The sequence below is a fragment of the Furfurilactobacillus curtus genome (assembly GCF_054657915.1).
Genome location: NZ_BAAHXU010000001.1, coordinates 91,411 through 110,204 on the forward strand (window position 1 = coordinate 91,411; position 18,794 = coordinate 110,204).

General features: G+C 45.0%; 24 protein-coding genes and 1 other annotated feature. Of the genes, 21 read left to right on the forward strand and 3 right to left on the reverse strand.

Annotated features, from left to right (window positions below; translation table 11 throughout):
- Positions 1 to 9: 9 nt before the first annotated feature.
- Entirely contained in the window at positions 10 to 957 is a 948-nt protein-coding gene (locus tag ACYQ0Y_RS00575; RefSeq protein ID WP_407882041.1) for a glycosyltransferase, read from the reverse strand.
- Between the two features lie 313 nt (positions 958 to 1,270).
- Here ACYQ0Y_RS00575 and ACYQ0Y_RS00580 point away from each other — a divergent pair, with 313 nt between their 5' ends.
- From ACYQ0Y_RS00580 to ACYQ0Y_RS00660, 17 genes are all read left to right on the forward strand, one after another.
- Positions 1,271 to 1,717, forward strand: a complete 447-nt coding sequence (locus ACYQ0Y_RS00580) for an OsmC family protein (protein WP_407882043.1) — start codon at positions 1,271 to 1,273, stop codon at positions 1,715 to 1,717.
- Positions 1,718 to 1,861: 144 nt separating this feature from the next.
- Positions 1,862 to 2,056 (forward strand): hypothetical protein, encoded by a 195-nt coding sequence (locus tag ACYQ0Y_RS00585; RefSeq protein ID WP_407882044.1) that lies wholly within the window; start codon positions 1,862 to 1,864, stop codon positions 2,054 to 2,056.
- Between the two features lie 235 nt (positions 2,057 to 2,291).
- A complete protein-coding gene (locus tag ACYQ0Y_RS00590) occupies positions 2,292 to 2,864 on the forward strand; it encodes a phosphoribosyltransferase (RefSeq protein WP_407882046.1) in 573 nt (190 codons plus the stop codon).
- Positions 2,865 to 2,957: 93 nt separating this feature from the next.
- The gene (locus ACYQ0Y_RS00595; protein WP_407882048.1) at positions 2,958 to 3,854 is read left to right on the forward strand and encodes an RluA family pseudouridine synthase; all 897 of its coding nucleotides are present in this window, start codon (positions 2,958 to 2,960) and stop codon (positions 3,852 to 3,854) included.
- Between the two features lie 121 nt (positions 3,855 to 3,975).
- Entirely contained in the window at positions 3,976 to 4,503 is a 528-nt protein-coding gene (locus ACYQ0Y_RS00600) for a YqeG family HAD IIIA-type phosphatase (protein WP_407882050.1), read from the forward strand.
- Positions 4,500 to 5,648: a ribosome biogenesis GTPase YqeH gene (gene yqeH, locus ACYQ0Y_RS00605; protein WP_407882052.1), complete on the forward strand. Its 1,149-nt coding sequence runs from the start codon at positions 4,500 to 4,502 to the stop codon at positions 5,646 to 5,648. The genes ACYQ0Y_RS00600 and yqeH overlap by 4 nt, the downstream gene beginning before the upstream one ends.
- 20 nt (positions 5,649 to 5,668) lie before the next feature.
- Complete coding sequence (locus ACYQ0Y_RS00610; protein WP_407882053.1) at positions 5,669 to 5,983, forward strand: YhbY family RNA-binding protein; 315 nt, start codon at positions 5,669 to 5,671, stop codon at positions 5,981 to 5,983.
- Positions 5,984 to 6,020: 37 nt separating this feature from the next.
- Positions 6,021 to 6,659 (forward strand): nicotinate-nucleotide adenylyltransferase, encoded by a 639-nt coding sequence (locus ACYQ0Y_RS00615; protein ID WP_407882055.1) that lies wholly within the window; start codon positions 6,021 to 6,023, stop codon positions 6,657 to 6,659.
- Positions 6,652 to 7,269: a bis(5'-nucleosyl)-tetraphosphatase (symmetrical) YqeK gene (gene yqeK, locus ACYQ0Y_RS00620; protein ID WP_407882057.1), complete on the forward strand. Its 618-nt coding sequence runs from the start codon at positions 6,652 to 6,654 to the stop codon at positions 7,267 to 7,269. The genes ACYQ0Y_RS00615 and yqeK overlap by 8 nt, the downstream gene beginning before the upstream one ends.
- 24 nt (positions 7,270 to 7,293) lie before the next feature.
- Positions 7,294 to 7,671 carry a ribosome silencing factor gene (gene rsfS / locus ACYQ0Y_RS00625; protein WP_407882059.1) on the forward strand — a complete coding sequence of 126 codons (378 nt, stop codon included), beginning with the start codon at positions 7,294 to 7,296 and terminating at the stop codon, positions 7,669 to 7,671.
- Positions 7,668 to 8,402 carry a class I SAM-dependent DNA methyltransferase gene (locus tag ACYQ0Y_RS00630; protein ID WP_407882061.1) on the forward strand — a complete coding sequence of 245 codons (735 nt, stop codon included), beginning with the start codon at positions 7,668 to 7,670 and terminating at the stop codon, positions 8,400 to 8,402. Before rsfS ends, ACYQ0Y_RS00630 begins: the two co-directional genes overlap by 4 nt.
- A 12-nt stretch (positions 8,403 to 8,414) precedes the next feature.
- Positions 8,415 to 9,572, forward strand: coding sequence for a nucleotidyltransferase (locus tag ACYQ0Y_RS00635; RefSeq protein WP_407882063.1), 1,158 nt, complete (start codon positions 8,415 to 8,417; stop codon positions 9,570 to 9,572).
- A gap of 122 nt (positions 9,573 to 9,694) precedes the next feature.
- On the forward strand, positions 9,695 to 10,243 hold the full coding sequence (locus tag ACYQ0Y_RS00640; protein WP_407882064.1) for a YceD family protein: 549 nt from the start codon (positions 9,695 to 9,697) through the stop codon (positions 10,241 to 10,243).
- Between the two features lie 67 nt (positions 10,244 to 10,310).
- Positions 10,311 to 10,493, forward strand: coding sequence for a 50S ribosomal protein L32 (gene rpmF / locus ACYQ0Y_RS00645; RefSeq protein ID WP_407882066.1), 183 nt, complete (start codon positions 10,311 to 10,313; stop codon positions 10,491 to 10,493).
- A 238-nt stretch (positions 10,494 to 10,731) separates the two neighbouring features.
- Complete coding sequence (locus tag ACYQ0Y_RS00650) at positions 10,732 to 11,598, forward strand: hypothetical protein (protein ID WP_407882067.1); 867 nt, start codon at positions 10,732 to 10,734, stop codon at positions 11,596 to 11,598.
- A 123-nt stretch (positions 11,599 to 11,721) separates the two neighbouring features.
- Positions 11,722 to 12,438, forward strand: a complete 717-nt coding sequence (locus ACYQ0Y_RS00655; protein ID WP_407882068.1) for a response regulator transcription factor — start codon at positions 11,722 to 11,724, stop codon at positions 12,436 to 12,438.
- Between the two features lie 17 nt (positions 12,439 to 12,455).
- Positions 12,456 to 14,021, forward strand: a complete 1,566-nt coding sequence (locus ACYQ0Y_RS00660; RefSeq protein WP_407882069.1) for a HAMP domain-containing sensor histidine kinase — start codon at positions 12,456 to 12,458, stop codon at positions 14,019 to 14,021.
- A gap of 87 nt (positions 14,022 to 14,108) precedes the next feature.
- Here ACYQ0Y_RS00660 and yidC read toward each other — a convergent pair whose 3' ends face one another.
- Together yidC and ACYQ0Y_RS00670 are read right to left on the reverse strand one after the other, a co-directional pair.
- Positions 14,109 to 15,047 carry a membrane protein insertase YidC gene (gene yidC, locus ACYQ0Y_RS00665; protein WP_407882070.1) on the reverse strand — a complete coding sequence of 313 codons (939 nt, stop codon included), beginning with the start codon at positions 15,045 to 15,047 and terminating at the stop codon, positions 14,109 to 14,111.
- An 81-nt stretch (positions 15,048 to 15,128) separates the two neighbouring features.
- Complete coding sequence (locus ACYQ0Y_RS00670) at positions 15,129 to 15,404, reverse strand: acylphosphatase (RefSeq protein ID WP_407882072.1); 276 nt, start codon at positions 15,402 to 15,404, stop codon at positions 15,129 to 15,131.
- Positions 15,405 to 15,490: 86 nt separating this feature from the next.
- On the opposite strand from ACYQ0Y_RS00670, the gene ACYQ0Y_RS00675 reads away from it, so the two are divergent.
- The 4 genes from ACYQ0Y_RS00675 (at position 15,491) to pheS (ending at position 18,785) form a co-directional block, all read left to right on the forward strand.
- Positions 15,491 to 16,261: a TrmH family RNA methyltransferase gene (locus ACYQ0Y_RS00675; RefSeq protein ID WP_407882074.1), complete on the forward strand. Its 771-nt coding sequence runs from the start codon at positions 15,491 to 15,493 to the stop codon at positions 16,259 to 16,261.
- 232 nt (positions 16,262 to 16,493) lie between these two features.
- Positions 16,494 to 16,997: an HD domain-containing protein gene (locus ACYQ0Y_RS00680; protein WP_407882076.1), complete on the forward strand. Its 504-nt coding sequence runs from the start codon at positions 16,494 to 16,496 to the stop codon at positions 16,995 to 16,997.
- A 46-nt stretch (positions 16,998 to 17,043) separates the two neighbouring features.
- Positions 17,044 to 17,385 carry a winged helix-turn-helix transcriptional regulator gene (locus ACYQ0Y_RS00685; protein WP_407882078.1) on the forward strand — a complete coding sequence of 114 codons (342 nt, stop codon included), beginning with the start codon at positions 17,044 to 17,046 and terminating at the stop codon, positions 17,383 to 17,385.
- Between the two features lie 55 nt (positions 17,386 to 17,440).
- Positions 17,441 to 17,667: a binding site (T-box leader), on the forward strand.
- 71 nt (positions 17,668 to 17,738) lie between these two features.
- The gene (gene pheS / locus ACYQ0Y_RS00690) at positions 17,739 to 18,785 is read left to right on the forward strand and encodes a phenylalanine--tRNA ligase subunit alpha (protein ID WP_407882080.1); all 1,047 of its coding nucleotides are present in this window, start codon (positions 17,739 to 17,741) and stop codon (positions 18,783 to 18,785) included.
- Positions 18,786 to 18,794: the final 9 nt, after the last annotated feature.

Genomic DNA, 18,794 nt, shown 5'->3' on the forward strand with positions numbered 1-18,794 from the left:
AGTGCCCGTTTATTTTTCTTCTTTAACGATGTAAATCGGGCGATGTTTACTTTCTAGATAGAGTCGCCCGACATAGCGGCCCAAAATACCTAAACAGAAAAGTTGAATTCCGCCGATGAGTAGCATAATGCTGACCATCGATGGCCAGCCGGCGACGGAACCGCCAAAGAAGAGCGCCCGGACGACAATAAAGATAATGGCAACGATTGCCAGTAAAAATGAAACCATGCCTGTAAAAGAGGCAATCGATAATGGTGCCTCAGAAAAGTCCACGATTCCTTCAAGTGAGTAGCTAAATAGCTGAAAGAACGACCAGTGAGTATCACCGGCGACGCGATCTTGATTTTCAAACTCTAAATACTTGGTGTTGAAGCCAACCCAACTGAAAATTCCCTTGGAGAAACGATTGACTTCTGCCATGGATAAGATCGCGTTAACCACTTGTCGCGTCATTAAGCGATAATCTCGCGCACCATTGACAATATGGGTTTGCGAGATGCGATTAATGAGCCGGTAAAACATGTTGCTAAAAAAAGAGCGTATCGGCGGTTCACCTTGCCGGTCCACGCGTCGAGCACCGACAATATCATAGCCGTCATCGAGAATGCCATCCACCATTTGCAGTAGGAGTTCTGGTGGATCCTGTAAATCGACATCCATAACTGCAACATAATCACCACTGGCATGTTGTAGGCCGGCATATAAGGCAGCCTCTTTACCAAAGTTGCGGGAAAAAGAAACATAATGGACGTGTTGAGGGTCGTTTTGTTGCAAGTTGCGTAGTTCTGGTAATGACTTGTCAGTCGAGCCATCGTTGATAAACCAGTACTCTGGTTGAAATGTCGGGTGTTGCTGCTTAAGTTGAGCAAATATCTTTTCGACCGCTGGATAAAATAGCGGGATACTAGCTTCTTCGTTGTAGCAAGGGACAATAATTGAAAGAATCTGAGTTGACACGATAGGGCTCCTTTATCAGCAAAAAAGTGATTTTGCGTATGTAATCTACCATCATTATAAACAACTGGTCCCTGAAGCGGACGTTTTTCCACAATTAAATCGTGTTAAATGATTACGAGCAAATTAAATAACAATGATTAAACGGCTTATTGTTATTACCAATGTAATTGCCAACTAATGTTAGAAAAGCAAATTTAAGGGCTTGACCAAAGTTGCGAGTAAAAATGGTTGTGTTTAATTATGAAAGCCCTTACAGTAGCGGATAGGTGATTGTTGTTCTTTCATGTTGAACACACAAATGGAGGTCAGACAGATGGCAGTTGAAGGTTCTTTATATCATACCCGCGTCGTAAATGAAAATGGACTAGTTGGTCAGAGCTTTGTGGAGGGGAATGAAGGATTATCGATCGGAGTTAGTAGCTCATTGATCAAGGCAGCGGGGGCCAACCCGGAACAATTTGTTGGTTTTGCCTTGAGTACTTGTTTTAATGCGACGTTGCGATTAGTTGAACAGCAACGTGGCTTGGCTCAAGATACGGAGGTTTTAACCCAAGTCGATATTTTGAAAGACACGTTAGGCTACAAATTCATCGTGGCTGCTCAAGTTATGTTTCCAAATGCGAACGAAGTGGATGCGCAGTCAATTTTGGCTGATGCATTGAACCAGTGCCCCGTAGCAAAACTGCTGAAAGATAACGATAACGTTAATTTTAGAATCGTCGACAAGTTTGGTGATATTAGTACGAATTATGGTGAATAGTGCCGATTTCATCTTGAAAAAGTAAAACGCTCATTGCCACCAGCCCAATGCTGACGACGATGAGCGTTTTACTTTACATTTAGTCAAAACAGCCTAGACTGGTGGTTCGAGCTTGACGAAGTATTCAGAAAGAAGGTGGCAACCATGAATCAGCAAGAGGTTATTCGTGGCGATTGGAACGTCGAAACATGGCAACAACATCATTGGGTCGTCATTATGCGTGGCGTTACTTATGAAATTGCTAAACGGGCCGTCGATCAAATTGCCCCAGCCCAGCAGACCCGTTATCGCATCCACTATGTTAATCAGCCAGGCACCGAGCTAGCATATCCAGCATAAGGACTGTTGTCGATATTTAAGTTAGTTTATTCTTGCCGCCTTGACGTTTAGTCAGGGCGATTTTTTTGTTGGCAAGTAACGTCATTATTGCTGACTTGTCTGTGCTCAGAATCACTCACCTGGTTACGCCCTGAGTTTTATTAGCAGTGGGCTTGTACCTGACGTGCTTTCAGGTTACGATAACGATACTTAAATAATTGTTGAACCGAGTGAGACACTCAGAAAGGATGTTCTTGTGACACCACAATTCCTGAAAACGATGCTCGATGGTCATTTAGGCCAGATTTTCGCCACAGCGGCAGATATAGAAGCAGCGGCAGGTCAGATTGCCCGTCAAATTGACGATGCTACCTGGCAAACGCCGCCATTGCTGATCGGCGTGATGAAAGGTGCCGCGCAATGGACGCTGGCAGTCAGCCAACAGCTGACGATTCAGGCAGATTTGGATTTCGTTGCTGTCAGCAGCTATACTGGAACTAAGCAATCTCTACCTAAATTGACGCAAGCACCAACGCTTTCAGTTACAAATCGGCATGTTATTTTGCTGGATGAAATCATTGATAGTGGTGTCACGTTGGCCTTTTTGATTGATTGGCTACATGAACAGCAGGTTGCCAGTATTCAAACTGCGGTTATGGTTAATAAGCCGGTTGCCCGTCAACGTGCCGTGGCACTGGACTATGTTGGTTTTACCTTGCCAGATGTGTGGCTAGTCGGTTACGGCATGGACTTAGATGGTGCTTATCGGAACTTACCAGTAATTGCTGAATATAAGACATCTACGTCAGTATCAACGGCGGACGTGTAAAAAGCTGTTCATTTCTACTTTTTTATTTTAATAAAAAAACGATTCGTCACTTTGTCAATAAAGACAATCGACGGGTGTTAAAGAGGAAGTTAATTGGAATTCTCATGGACTGCAAACAGTACAACACCGAGTCTTAAACGTTTTTTACTCCTGCATGGTATCAGTCATCGATTGTGGGCTAAGCAAAAACAAATTGGCGGTCGGCTCTTATTAAACGGGCATCAAGCAACGCCAGACCAAACTGTCGCAGACGGTGATGTGGTGGCCTTACAGTTGCCGGATGAAGCTGCCGATAAGACGGTCCTAATCAGTAATCAGCCAATTGAGGTTCCCTGGTTTGATGATCATTGGTTGGTTGTGAACAAATCGGCCGGGATTGCCGCTGTGCCTGGTCCTAGCGGGCAAACGGATACGGTGGTGAACCGGGTTAAAGGTTGGTTGATCACCCAACAATCTCGAAATCTGAAGCCACATTTAATTACTCGACTAGACCGAGACACCAGCGGCTTAATGCTGGTGGCCCGCGATGCCGTGGTTCAAGGCATGATTGCGCCTCAGGTCGACCATCATCAACTGCGTAAAGATTACGTAGCGTTAGTCGCCGGGCACGTTATGAACGCACATGACTTAATTACCACCCCAATTGAGCGAGTTGCCGGACAAGTTGCTCGTCAAATCGCGCAGCCAGGGGCCGGTCAAACTGCCCAGACGGAGTATTGGGTATTGACCCGATACGATCATGCGACATTGGTGAAGCTACGGTTGCATACTGGGCGGACCCATCAAATTCGCGTTCACATGGCAAGTATGGGTCATCCTTTACTGGGCGACGCGTTATATGGTGGTCCACTAGATTTGCTTACGCGCCAGGCCTTGCATGCAAGTGAGTTAGCGTTCACGGATCCACTAGATGGTCAGCGTCACACGGTAACGAGTCCACTGCCTGAAGATATGCAGATGGCCATTCAACGACTGAGTCCTTTAAAATAACTAAAAGGTGACCGGCTACCTGCGCGATGAGCAGCTAAATCGCAGCATTTTTGCGTGGCTTCTGGTATAATTGTTTGGATAATTTTGTATTTAATTTTGAGAAAAACGAGGATTCTGATAAATGGTCGCGCAGTTTAAACCGACGTGGATGATTTCTGCGATTTATAACATAACGCCTGAACAGCTCAACCGCGCCGGAATCAAAACGATTTTAACCGACCTTGATAATACGCTGATTGCATGGAATAACCCTGATGGCACGCCGCAGCTGCGGGAATGGTTAGCATTAATGAACCAACATGGTATTCAAGTGGTGGTTGTCTCAAATAATAGTGCTAAACGAATCTCACATGCGGTTGCTGCCCTAGGGTTACCGTTTGTGTCTCGGGCGTTAAAGCCGTTTACTCGGGGGATCAGACAGGCCAAGCGACGTTACCATTTAACCAACGATGATGTTGTCATGATTGGTGATCAACTGATGACCGATATTTGGGCGGCCAATCATGCCCATGTCCGAAGTATTTTAGTCAAACCTTTAATTGAAACCGATAAGTGGGATACGCGAATTAATCGTTTCTTTGAACGGTTTGTTATGCGGCGGTTACTGAAAATCTATCCTAATTTAACTTGGCAGGAGGAGTTGCGATGAGCGAACAGGCGCTAGCAGCACTTGAAACAGAAGATTTATATTGTATTGGTTGTGGGGCCAAGATCCAGACCACAACCCCGGACGCCCTTGGCTATACGCCACAGTCAGCCTTAAAGAAAGGACTAGCCAACGGTGAATTATATTGCCAGCGTTGTTTTCGTTTACGTCATTACAATGAAATTATGCCGGTTTCGCTGACTGACGATGATTTTCGGCGACTATTGAGCCAGATCCGTGAGGCTAATGCTCTAATCGTCTATGTGGTCGATATTTTTGACTTTAATGGTAGCATGATTCCTGGATTGCACCGGTTTGTCGGTGAGAACCCAGTCCTGTTAGTTGGTAACAAAGAAGATGTCCTGCCGCGTTCACTAAAGCGACCGAAATTAACGGACTGGCTGCGGCAACAGGCCAATTTAAATGGCTTGCGGCCAGTAGCGACCACCTTGTTGAGTGCAAAAAACGGTCATGATGTTGACGATCTTTTACAACTGATTGACCATTATCGTGGCAACCGGGACGTTTATGTTGTTGGGGTGACTAATGTTGGCAAGTCAACCCTGATTAATCGCATTTTAAAGCGGAATACTGGCGTTGCCGATCTCATTACGACATCGCGCTTTCCAGGCACAACACTGGATAAAATTGAGATTCCTTTAGGTGAAGATCACGTCTTAGTAGACACACCGGGGATTATTCACCCCGAACAGATGGCCCATTTTCTAACTGCGGATACGTTGAAGTACGTTGCCCCACAAAAGGAAATCAAACCGCGGATCTATCAGCTTCAACCAGAACAAACCCTCTTTTTTGGAGCAGTGGCACGGTTTGATTTGATTTCAGCGAAGACGACGGCTAAGACTTCTGGGGTGACCGCCTATTTTGAAAATAATTTAATGATTCATCGCACGAAGTTAGTTAACGCGGATTCCTTTTACGACCGCCATGCTGGTGAACTATTAGCGCCGCCGTCAGGGGCCGACTTAGCTAAATTACCGGCATTAACTCGTCATGAATTTCACCCGACTGAAAAGAGTGATTTAGTGATTGAAGGCTTGGGCTGGATCACGGTGCCAGCCAATGTTACGGTGGCCGGTTGGGCACCAGCAGGAGTAAGTGTTCTTTTACGCCGAGCAATGATTTAGATATGGAAAGGTAAATGTACATGGATTTAAAAGGTAAACAAAAACATTTTTTGCGTTCACAAGCGCACACTTTGCGACCACTTTTTTCAATCGGAAAGAATGGTTTAACTGACGCATGGCGAGAGCAGCTGGTCGGTGCTTTAGAAAAGCGTGAACTGATTAAAGTTAGCCTACTATCCAGTGCGGATGTTTCGGTGACTGAGACCAAGACATTTATCGAGCAAAACCCGCGGATTACAGTTGTTCAAACGATCGGGCATACGTTGGTTCTATTTATGCCAGCTACTGATCCGGAAGATCAAGTATTGAGTAAGCAAGTCACTGGTCTCGCGTAACCTACGGAAATTTTGTTGAATCAGGCGGGTGAAAATTATGATTACCAAAACTTTGTCAAAACAAACACAAGCAGAGGTGTTGACGGAACAGGTTAGCCAAATGCCGCAACAACGTGTCGGTATTTTAGGGGGGACTTTTAATCCACCTCATCTGGGCCATCTCATTATCGCAGATCAGGTTGGCAAGCAACTTGGACTAAACAAAGTCTTATTTATGCCCAATGCACAGCCACCGCATGTCGATGAAAAACTGACGATCGATCCATTACTGCGAGCGCGCATGGTTCGCCGTGCAATTTTTGGTAATCCGCTGTTTGATTTAGAAATGACTGAGATTCAACGCGGAGGCAAAAGTTTTAGCTATGATACAATGGTAGCGTTAAAGCGGCAGCACCCACAGACGACCTACTATTTCATCATTGGTGGTGACGAAGTGGCTTATTTGCCCACCTGGCACAAAATTGATGAACTGGTAAAGCTTGTGACATTTGTGGGCATTAACCGCAGTGGCTTTAAGCAAAACACGCCGTATCCAGTGATCTGGGTTGACGTCCCGACCATCGATATCAGTAGTTCGATGATTCGTGATAAGGTCAAGCGAGGACAATCGATCCACTATTTGGTTCCTGAAGCAGTGGAAGCTTATATTAAGGAGCATCAGTTGTATCATGAATGATTCAATTTCTTATCAGCAACAGTTGTATGCGGGCACCAGGGCGCAATTAATTGACGCAATTCATGTTAAGTTAAGAGACAAGCGGTTTGAACATGTGCTGCGTGTGGAACAGACAGCGTTGGTCTTAGCTGAACAAAATGGCGTGGACTTAGAAAAGGCCAGCATTGCTGGCCTGGTTCATGATTATGCGAAACAGCGTTCTGATAAAGACTTTGTGGCCATGATTGAAAAGCACCAGTTAGACCCTGATTTATTAAATTGGGGTAACGCCATCTGGCATGGTGTGGTGGGCGCTGAATTTGTCCGCGATGAACTTGGCATTAATGATGAAGATATCTTGAACGCGGTCCGCCATCACACGACTGGCGCGGTGGCAATGTCGCCATTGGAACAAGTGGTTTATATGGCTGATTACATCGAACCTGGTCGGACAGTGCCTGGTATTGAAGAAGCGCGGCGCATTACAAATGAGGATTTGCAGGCTGGGGTGGCGTATCAAACTGCGCATACATTGGCCTACTTGATTAAGCAGCAGGCGCCAGTTTATCCTGGTACGATCCTGACGTATAACCGTTGGGTGGCTGGCAAGAAAATGAAGTATAATTACTGACATCGACAATAGCTAAATAATGAAATGAGGAAAATTTTTTTGACAAGTAAAGAAATGCTGGAAATTGCTGTTAAGGCTGGCGATTCGAAACGAGCCGAAGATATCGTCGCATTGGACGTGGAACAAGTTAGCCTCGTGGCCGACTACTTTGTCTTGATGAATGGTGGTTCCAAACGGCAGGTTCAAGCGATTGTTCAGGCTGTGCAAGATGAAGAGGCTGATGCAGGCGTCATTGTTCGGCGTGTTGAAGGTAAAGCAGAAGGCACTTGGGTACTCCTAGACTTTGGTGACATTGTTGTTCATGTCTTCCAAGAAGAACAACGACAATATTACAATCTTGAAAAGTTATGGTCGGATGCGCCACTCGTGAATTTGACGAGTTGGTTAGGTGAAACGGCGTGATTTACGATTCGTTTGCTAAATTTTATGATGAACTATTCGATCCAGCTATGTATGATGCATGGCTGGATTTTGTCCGTCAACAGGCCGGTTCTCGACGTCAGATGATTGACTTGGCTTGCGGTACAGGTCGATTGGCGATTAAATTAAAACAGGCCGGTTTTGATGTGACAGGTTTGGATCTAGCTCCAGAAATGCTTAGTTTGGCGGCTGAACGTGCGGCTAGCGTTAATGTGAACGTACCGTTGATCGAGGGCGATTTTACGGCGCTTGGTGATTTAGGCCAGTATGAATTAATCACATGCTTTGATGATTCATTGTGTTATCTGCCTGATGAAGCGATGTTATTAGATGCCTTTCGCGAAGCTAAGGCACATTTGACTAGCTCAGGTCGGTATTTATTTGACGTGATTACGCCGTACCAGACTGATACAGTTTATCCAGGATATATGTACAATTTTCATGATGATGAGCGGGCCTTCATGTGGAGTAGTTATGAAGGTGAACAACCGCACAGTGTTGAACATGATTTAAACTTTTTTATCTGGAATGAAGCCTTGAACGGTTATGACCATCATGCTGAACTTCATATTGAACGGACTTACTCGCTAGCCACTTATCAGCACCTTTTGCACTCAGCTGGTTTTACGAAAGTGACGGTAACGTCTGACTTTGGTCAACAACCGATCGATGAGACAACGACACGGTGGTTTTTTGTTTGTGAAGTTAATTAGCCTGGAGGAGTTATGATGCGAGCAGTCGGGGTGGTTGCCGAATATAATCCATTTCACAATGGACACGCTTATCACTTGACGATGGCGCGTCAAGTTGCTGATGCTGATGTGGTGATTGCCGTCATGAGTGGCAATTTTGTTCAACGTGGGGAAGCAGCCATTTTTGATAAATGGGCTCGGGCTGATCAGGCTTTGCATCATGGTGCTGATGTCGTCATTGAGTTGCCTTTTCACTGGGCCGTGCAACCAGCCCATCTTTTCGCCCAGGGGGCCTTAACTTTATTAGCAGCTTTGCAAATACCAACGATGGTGTTTGGTGCAGAGCATCCTCAAGTTGACTTTACCGCCTTGGCTGAACAATCTGTAAATGATACGCGGGCCTTTAAAAGATTTGATCAAACGTATGCGACGTTGTTTAACGCGCAATTGGAGGCCAAAACAGGCTTTCGTTTGGATCAGCCTAATGATATTTTGAGTTTCAGTTATGCGATGGCTAATCAACAATTAAAACGGCCGCTGGTATTAATGCCAATTCAACGGTTAGGTGCCGATTACCATGAGCAAGTGCTCAGTCAGCAACAGTTTGCTAGCGCTACGGCGGTTCGAAAAGCGATGCTGACGCCGACCGATCAAACGGTGAGACAATTGGCTGATCTCGTTCCTAAACAAACGTTAGCCAGCTTTTCACAACAGCCAGCGATCGCCGGGTGGACACCGCAGTTGTGGCATTTGCTACGTCATACATTGGTGGTCACCCCAGTAACGGAATTGGCCAATGTTTACCAAATGTCAGAAGGACTGGAATATCGCTTAAAGGCTGCCGCCGAAGAAAATGACACTTGGCCGGATTTTCTAACGGCGATTAAGACGAAACGATACACGTATTCGCGGTTACTGCGAGTTTGTTTGTACACAGTGATGCACGCTACAACCGCTGAGATGGTACCGGGACAGTCAGAATATCTACGCTTGCTTGGTTTCACGTCAGCTGGTCAACGGTGGCTCAATGAAGCAAAAAAACGCTTTATGTTCCCATTGATCACACGTTTTGATCGAAAGCTTAAACAAACGACGCTGAATCTGGATTACCGAGCGGGAACTGTTTATGAAATGTTGACTGGTCAAGCCCAGGATTTTCGACATAATCCGTTGCGCGTGGTCACCAAGTAGGGTAGTATTCAGAAACAGACTGGTGAGCTTATCTGGAGGTTGACGTTGAGTAAAATGATTTAGCGTTGACATTGATCTATGGCGCCGGTATAATGAAATTCGTTGCATTAGGAGGTTTATCGATGAAATGGTCGCTCAAAGAGCTTGAAAAGTATCGCAATGAGCCACTGCGGATCGACGAAACTTTAGATGTGAAGGTAAAGACGTTGGCGCGGTTTTCGGATCGCGTAATCGATATTGATCCAGTTAAGGTAACTGGTATGGTCTCAATTGATCGTGATGATGTATTGTTAGACGTGCATGTCACCGGTCAAGCGGTTGTCCCGTCAAGTCGGTCATTAGCGCCTGTAACCTTTCCGTTTGATTTTGATATGAACGAGATTTACATCACTGAGGAAAGTCATTTTGATCGTTATGAAGAAAACGAAACAGTTTTACTTCTGGAAGGTCAAACTATCGACTTGGATGAAGGTGTTATTGATAACATCATCGCCCAGATTCCAATGCAAATTCTGACTGATGACGAGAAAGACGGTCAAGTAATGCCAACCGGTAACGGTTGGGAAGTCATTGCTGAAGATGATTTCAATGCCATGCAGGAAGAAAATCAACCCACTGATCCACGTCTCGCTAAGCTGAAGGGGTTGTTCCCTGATCAGGATCAAGACTAATTATTCACTTAGCAGATTTTAAAAACACATGTGTGGATAAAATCATTTCAAGGAGGTGCTCGTTCACATGGCTGTACCAGCACGGAAAACATCTAAAGAAAAGAAGTTGAAGCGTCGTGGCCACATTAAATTGGCTACACCGAATTTGGCTCCATGTCCAAATTGTGGTGAATTACGGATGTCACATCGTGTCTGCCCAAACTGCGGATACTATGATGGCAAGCAGGTTGTTAAGACTGCGAACGCTTAATTGATCAAAAACACCTGAGAGGCCTAGGCTCTCAGGTGTTTTTTTTCTACAAATTTTGAAGATTCTTCGGTATAATATAAAGCCTATGATTAAAATTCAGAACAGAATCAGATGCATTCTTGAGCGCAAGACCACAGGCGGTGATGATTATTTTTGACCAAGTGAGGTCAGCTGACTTGAAATAAGACTCGACTTAGTGGCCGTTCGAGATAAAAGGAATTTGTTGGAGGCGTTTGTGATGCGAGTGGGGCTGTTGGTAGTGTTGATTGTCGTAGGAATCAGCTACGCTGTTTATTGGTGTGTGGATTTATGGGGACATCGCCAAGAGTGGTTAGCGACGTCTGCATCGACGTTGGCGGTGGCTTTAAGTGGCATCTTGATTTTCTTTCTGTCCACATTAGGTGTGTCGGATTTTGCGGTTAGTACGGCGATTTACACCCCGACTAAGTGGGTGTCGATTAAGCGATTACCAGGGACATTAAATGTGCAGGGGGTACTCCCCTTTGTCATGATGAGTGTGGGTTTCATCGGGGTGGTTCACGTCGATCCATTCACTTTAATTGCTTTAGTGGGAGCACAAGTAGTTGGCGCCTTGGCCAGTCCACGAATAGTAGTCAAGTTGCCAGAACGGGCGATTAAGCAATGGATTGCGGGCGGTTTATTATTGGCCGGCGTTTTTATCTTAGCCAGTCGGTTACACTTAATTGCCGGTAATGGCACAGCGACAGGATTAACAGGTTGGACCCTCATGATTGGCTGTGTACTGCAGGCAGTTTATGGCGCTTTAAATAATATCGGAATTGGTTCTTATGCGCTGACCACCGCGACGGTTTACGCTTTGGGGTTGAATCCGTTAGTGGCGTTCCCGATTATGATGAGTGGCTCTGCGTTGTCAGTAGCGGCGGGTAGCAGCATCTTTATTTATTATGGTGACTATCAGCGAAAAATTGCTAGTGTTGCCAGTTTAGCTGGTTTGATTGGCGTTGCAGCTGGATTAATTGCCTTTGCACATTTTAATGTTGCAATCGTCTCATGGCTGGTGGTGGGCGTTCTTTTTTACACCGCGATTAATTTATTAATTGGTTTAAGACGCAAACGGCCTTAGCAAATCCAGCTGGGGATGGCGGTAGCGAAAACCTAGGTAAAATGATAAGATGAGAGCGTTGTTAAAAAAGGTCGTTAGTTAAACCAGAAAACGATAATAAAATAATTTGGAGTGTTAGACCAAATGGAAAACTCAGAACAAACTGGGGCTAAAAAATACAAAATCTTGATCATTGAAGATGAAAAGAATCTCGCCCGTTTTGTCGATCTAGAACTGAAGCATGATGGTTATGAAACCCAGGTTGAATATAACGGTCGTACCGGTCTGGAGGCTGCACTAGCCACTAACTTTAATGTCATCTTGCTGGATCTCATGTTACCAGAATTAAATGGACTGGAAGTTGCCCGGCGTGTTCGCGAAGTCAAAAGCACACCAATTGTCATGATGACGGCTCGTGATTCCGTGATCGATCGGGTTTCTGGTCTTGATCATGGGGCCGATGATTACATCGTTAAACCCTTTGCAATTGAAGAATTATTGGCTCGTGTTCGGGCTTTATTACGCCGAATTGATATTGAGGGCGAACAAAAGAGCTTTAAACAAACTGTTGTTGAGTACAAAGATCTGCGGATTGAAAAAGAAAACCGTATCGTTCGGCGTGGTGATGAGATTATTAACTTGACCAAACGTGAATATGAACTATTACTAACATTGATGGAGAATATTAACGTGGTTTTGGCTCGTGATGTCTTACTTCAAAAAGTGTGGGGCTATGAATCAGAAGTTGAGACTAATGTGGTGGATGTTTACATTCGATATTTGCGTAATAAAATTGATCGCCCAGGTGAAGACAGTTATATTCAAACGGTCCGTGGAACGGGCTATGTTATGCGCTCATGAATCCTGGACAAACTGAAATGACAACCAAAAAACGACGACGATTATCGTTAAAGTGGAAGTGGGCACTCGGGACTGGGACGGGTGTCTTTGTCATTTTTACGGTGGTTTTAGGCCTCTTATTTTCGAGCTTTACCGCAGTGTTATTAAAACAAGAGCGCCAGCGAACCACAGATGCCATCAATGTCGTTAGTCAACGACTGGATAATGAATCGCAGGAGTTATCCAGTACGAGTGTGGAACCAATTTTGCGTCCCCGAGAAAATCCTTATCGTCCGCAGAATCCGAGTCACCCAGATGGTAAGAGCAACCTATATGAAGACAATGTCGTGCGCACATTGGCCACCGATAACTTAGCCGTTAGTATCTATGATACCAGCGGAACAGAAATCTTTGCGTCTCGGGTCGATCCAGAGCCGTTTAAGGCGGTTAAACGACAAGCATTAACGCTCAGCCACTTGGAAGGGCAAGTCGTTTATGTAGGACGCGCGCCGATTTTTTCGCGGGCTGGTCATCGCTTGATTGGTTATGTACAGGTCACGAATCAGCTAAATGCCTATTGGCGAACCTATCGACGTACCGGCTCAATTCTCATTGTTTTACTGCTGATCGGCTTGTTAGCCATTTCTGTTTTCGGTTATCTGTTAGCTAGTTACTTTTTGCGGCCGATTTCTGATATCAGTGAAACGATCGCTAAGGCCAGTGAGGATCCACAATCAAGTAGTCGAGTTCCTGAGTCGCGACGAAACGATGAATTAGCTGATTTATCATCATTGCTAAATCAAATGCTAGATCAGATGCAACGCTATATTGATCAACAGCAGCAATTTGTCGGGGATGTTTCCCATGAATTGAGAACACCAGTGGCGATTATTCAAGGGCATATGGAGTTGCTTAATCGTTGGGGTAAAGATGATCCAGAAGTTTTAAACGAATCCATTCAAGCAACCCTTGCTGAAACCAAACGAATGAAAAGTTTGGTTCAAGAAATGCTGGAACTCTCGCGAGCTGAGCAGGTGGAAATTGATTTTCGAAATCAAGTCACCAATATTCAAGCAGTCGTCAATCAAGTTTTCAGTAACTTTGAGATGATTCATCCAGACTTTAACTTTTCCTTGGACGATGATTTACGGCACGCAGTTTATGTAGCCATGTTTCGGGACCATCTTGAACAGGTGTTGATTATCTTATTAGATAACGCGGTGAAATATTCCCAGACGCGTAAGGAAATTCACGTGTCATTATCGGAAGATGCCCGTGATGCTCAAGTATCTGTTCAAGATTTTGGCGAAGGCATTGCACCAGAGAATATTGATCGGGTATTCAATCGTTTTTATCGGGTTGATAAAGCGCGTTCCCGCGAAAAAGGTGGTAATGGTTTAGGCTTGTCCATCGCTAAGCGATTGATCGAAGGTTACAACGGAAAAATTGAGGTTGAGTCAGTCCCTGGTCACGGGTCGATTTTTCAAGTTTCATTACCAATTTTAAGTGATGATCAGCGTCATCGTTTGGAAGAATTAAACGAGCACCAGACGCCGTTAAAACCTTTGGACGATCCACTGGCAGGGAGTAATCTAACTGATTAATCAAACCCAAACTTGATTAGTGAAAGTACACAAAAGGCGTAACCGTCAATATCAACGGTTACGCCTTTTAAATTTGCTTTGTTGTAATTAATTTTGATCTTCGTGATGATGATGTTGCTTACCCGCATTGCGCTTCTTCTGTTGTTGCTGTGTCGCTGCAGGCGTCGATGTTGGTTGGGTTGGGGTCGTTGAAGTCGGTGTCTCAGTTGCTGCAACTGGTTTCGGTGCCGATGCAGCCTTTTGCTTCAATTCCTCAGCGACTTGTTGACGAATTCGTGGCCGGTACCAAGCGATAATCAAAGTTTGTAAGCAGGCGAAGAGGCCGCCGACAAAGAAGTACAATCCTAATGCGGCTGGTGTGGAGAATGTTACGAACAGAATCATGATCGGACTCATAATCATCATAGAGCGCATCTGTTTTTTCTGATCTTCCGGTAGGCCTAACAAGGAAAGATAACCTTGCAGTAAGTAGGCTAAAAAGGACAGAATCGCCAAAATGAGGTTAGGTTTACCTAGATGGATCCCAAAGAAAGTGGCATTGACTAATTCTGGCGCGTAACGGATTGCTGCATATAGCGCTGCGAAGATTGGAAATTGGATCAGCAAGGGTAGACAACCGATGCCCCCGGTCATTGAAATGCCATTGTCCTTGTAAAGTTTCATCATTTCTTGGCTAATGGCATTGCGTTCGTCCGGTGTTTTAGCGGCCTTTTGCCGTGCCTGAATATCGGTCATCTGTGGACGAACCATCGCCATTTTTTCTTGCTGGATCGTGGCTTGGCGCGATTGGCGAATCATCAGTGGCAATAAGATTAGGCGAACGACAACCGTCAATAAAATAACGGCCCAGCCATAACTACCACCGAGCAATTTTGCCGCCCATTCCATAAAGTGGACCATGGGTTCGCCAAGATAAGTCCAAATGTAACCAACTGGTTTACCATGACTTGTACGAACACAACCACTTAGAAACAAGGCGAGTGTACCAAGCATGGTTAAACTTAGTACCCGAGTATTTTTTTTCATAATCTTTCGTGTAAATCCTTTCGACTAAGCATTCATAACCTGCTTAGGATACTAAATAATGCTGGCGATAGCAATGGAAAGTCAATAAATGTCAAACTTTTCTAACGGCTGCAAGGCGATTATTTGTTGGTCGATGCCAGTGACATGAATCCAGCTGGCCGGCGGATCTTTGATGGCTTCAATAAAGTTGGCCACCATTGCGGTTGATCCCTGAACGACGAGACTAACTGTGCCATCGGCATTATTTTTTGCAAACCCAACGAGGTGATGCTGACGCGCTAGTTGGGCCGCCGTATAACGAAAACCAACACCTTGAACCAGACCATGAACGGTTAGTGAAACAGCTTGCTCAGTCATAATCGAAACCTCCTTGCCCGTCATTATTGTTATCCTACCATGGATAAGTGACCAATATGGTATAATTTGCAACCAGAGGAATTATTATGGAAAAAATTGAATCATTACAAAATGGACGTGTTAAAAACTGGAAAAAGTTGGCGACTAAAAAAGGCCGTGAACAATCCGGGACTTATCTATTGGATGGCTGGCATTTGGTTAAAGAAGCCATGGCGGCCCAAGCAACTGTCAAAACAGTGATGGGAACAGCGGCTGCGTGGCGTGAATATGGTGATTTAATGCCACGTGATTTAAATGCATTAGAAATCAGTCCTGAAATTGCCAAGACTATCAGTGATACGGTCACGCCACAAGGCATTTTTGCCGAAGTGGCTGTGCCTGAGGCGGCCACGGCTTTGCCCGACGTTGTACACGGTGCATGGCTATTTTTAGATGCCGTTCAGGACCCTGGTAATATCGGGACAATGGTGCGAACTGCCGATGCGGCTGGTTTTGCCGGTGTGGTATTTGGGCGTGGAACTGCGGATCAATTTGCGCCAAAAGTGGTCCGTGCGATGCAAGGAAGTCAATTTCATATTCAATTAGTTACTGAAGATCTCTATGCCGCTCTACGTTATTTCAAACGTTCTGGCTTAGCGGTGTACGGGACTAAGTTAGATCCTACTGCGGTTAACTTTCGCGAAGTCCAATCGGGCGCTGATTTTGGCCTGATTATGGGGAACGAAGGTAATGGCATGGCCGATCAATTGGGAACGTTAACTAAAGCCAATTTATACATTCCGATTTTAGGTCAAGCTGAATCATTGAACGTGGCGGTGGCAGCCGGAGTTTTGATGTTTCAACTTAAACAAGAGTAGGGATTGCTTGATTAAGTTGGGCGCTTAAAATGATCTCGCTGGCGGTCCTGATTAAACAGAATCGATTGCCACTTTTGGTGACTGATGGCCTAATTCCCGGATTCTTTGTAATTGGGCGGGGATTAATGAAGGTCATTTGTTCGGCGAGCTTTTGCTTTTCAAAAGTAAGCAAACCTGCTACAATAGCAGTCAATTCGTCAGCAGCAATCAACGACTGAAAAGGAAGCATTAGATGAAACCAAATGAATGGAAACAAGATGCGGAGTATGTGGCATTAGTCGAGGATTTACTGGCCCGGCCGGAAGTTCAGCGATTAGCCATGTTTGAGCAACATCATCATACGACTCGCCTAGATCACAGCTTGAGTGTTTCATTTGATAGCTATCAAATTGCTAAACAGCGCGGTTGGAATTACCAAGCGGTTGCGCGTGCTGGTCTGTTGCACGATCTATTTTATTATGATTGGCGGACGACTAAGTTTGATTTAGGTACCCATGCTTTTATTCATCCTCGGGTTTCGTTACGCAATGCTGAAAAGATCACGACGTTGTCGGACATGGAAAAAGACATTATCTTGAAGCACATGTTTGGCTTAACGATGGCTTTGCCTAAATACAAGGAAAGTTTGCTCGTGTCATTAGTTGATGACTATGAAGCCTCCCATGAGTATTTTGGTCATGTAAAGGTGAAGACCCATACATGGATGCAGCGCTTACATCCATCTAGAACCATCTGAATTTACGATGAATTAGTTATAAAAACGAGCTTGAGGGGGAAATCTGATGTCAGAAACCATGGTGGAATCAGCTGCATTCAAACTTTGTCCAAAGTTTGAAAAAACTTTTTCGATTTTAGGGAAAAAATGGAACGGTTTAATTATCGAGGCGCTTTTGGCTCAAGGGACACTGCGTTTTAAGGATATTGCGAATTCCATCGATAAATGTTCCGACCGAATGTTAGTCGAGCGTTTAAAAGAATTAGAAGAAGCTGAAATTATTACGCGAGCGACCCACGAGAACTCAGCGTTGATTGAATATCAGCTGACTGAGAAAGGTTTGGACATGCGTGAGATGATGGATACGATTCATGCATGGTCCGATAAGTGGAACGAGGATGTTTGTTAATCACTTATTAGAAGTGGGTTGACGAGGTTCAAGTGCTCAGCTAGAATAAATTTTTGTAAATGCAATGAGAAAAAAGAGTAGCGCAATGAATTTCAGGGAGGTTGGTCTTAGACTGCAAGCCAACCAGCGAGCTGCGTGAATTCACTTTTCGAGCAGAAATCGGGCGGCATTTTTTAATAAAAATGCCAAAAGACTCTCCGGTGACCACCGTTACAGGTTTTGAGTGGTAGTTCGACTGTCGGACTGCAACAAGGGTGGTACCGCGAACTGTTCGTCCCTTTCCTGATTTTTTGGGAAAGGGATTTTTTATGCACTGAAATGGCGGTAGAAATTGAGTTTAAATGGAGGAGCATATGGCTTTAAAAGAACGACTTCAAGAATTGCGCGATCGCGGTTTAGCCGATATCTCGCGGAGTGAAAATTTAACCCGAATCAATGAAATTCGAGTGCAACTGTTGGGCAAGAAGGGGCCGATAACTGAGGCGTTACGCGGCTTGCGTGAACTTTCTGCTGAAGAACGTCCTCAAGTCGGAAGTTTTGCGAACCAAATTCGCGATGAGTTGGCGACAGCCATTGAGGAGCGCCGTAACGAACTGGAAGCAGCATCCAGAGCGGCTCAACTCAATGCTGAAGCAATCGATGTGACGTTGCCGGGGACGCCAGTTGCTCAAGGCCAGCCGCATGTGATTCAACGAATCATTGATCAGCTTGAAGATATGTTTATTGGCATGGGTTACCAGGTAGTTGACGGCCCTGAAGTAGAAGACGATCATCATAATTTTGAAATGATGAATTTACCAAAAGACCATCCGGCCCGCGATATGCAGGATACTTTTTATCTAACACCTGAATTGTTGATGCGCACGCACACGAGCCCTAATCAAGCCCGCGCCATGGAAAATCATGATTTCAACAAGGGTCCGCTTAAAATGGTCAGTCCCGGACGGGTTTATCGCCGCGATACCGATGATGCGACCCATAGTCATCAGTTCCATCAAGTGGAAGGATTAGTTGTCGATAAGCATGTGACAATGGGAGATTTAAAAGGAACCCTTGAATTAGTTGCCGCTAATTTATTCGGCGATGAGTTTGACGTTCGGCTACGGCCAAGTTATTTTCCATTCACTGAGCCGTCTGTCGAGGCCGATATCACCTGCTTTAATTGCATGGGTAAAGGTTGTGCGGTCTGCAAGTACACGGGTTGGATTGAAGTATTGGGTGCTGGAATGGTTCATCCAAATGTTTTACAAATGGCGGGTGTTGACCCAAGTATTTATGGTGGGTTTGCCTTTGGCCTAGGTCCGGATCGTTTTGCAATGCTAAAGTACGGTGTTACAGATATTCGGAACTTCTATCTAAATGACACACGCTTCTTAACACAATTTTATCAACGGGGGTAAACAACAGCG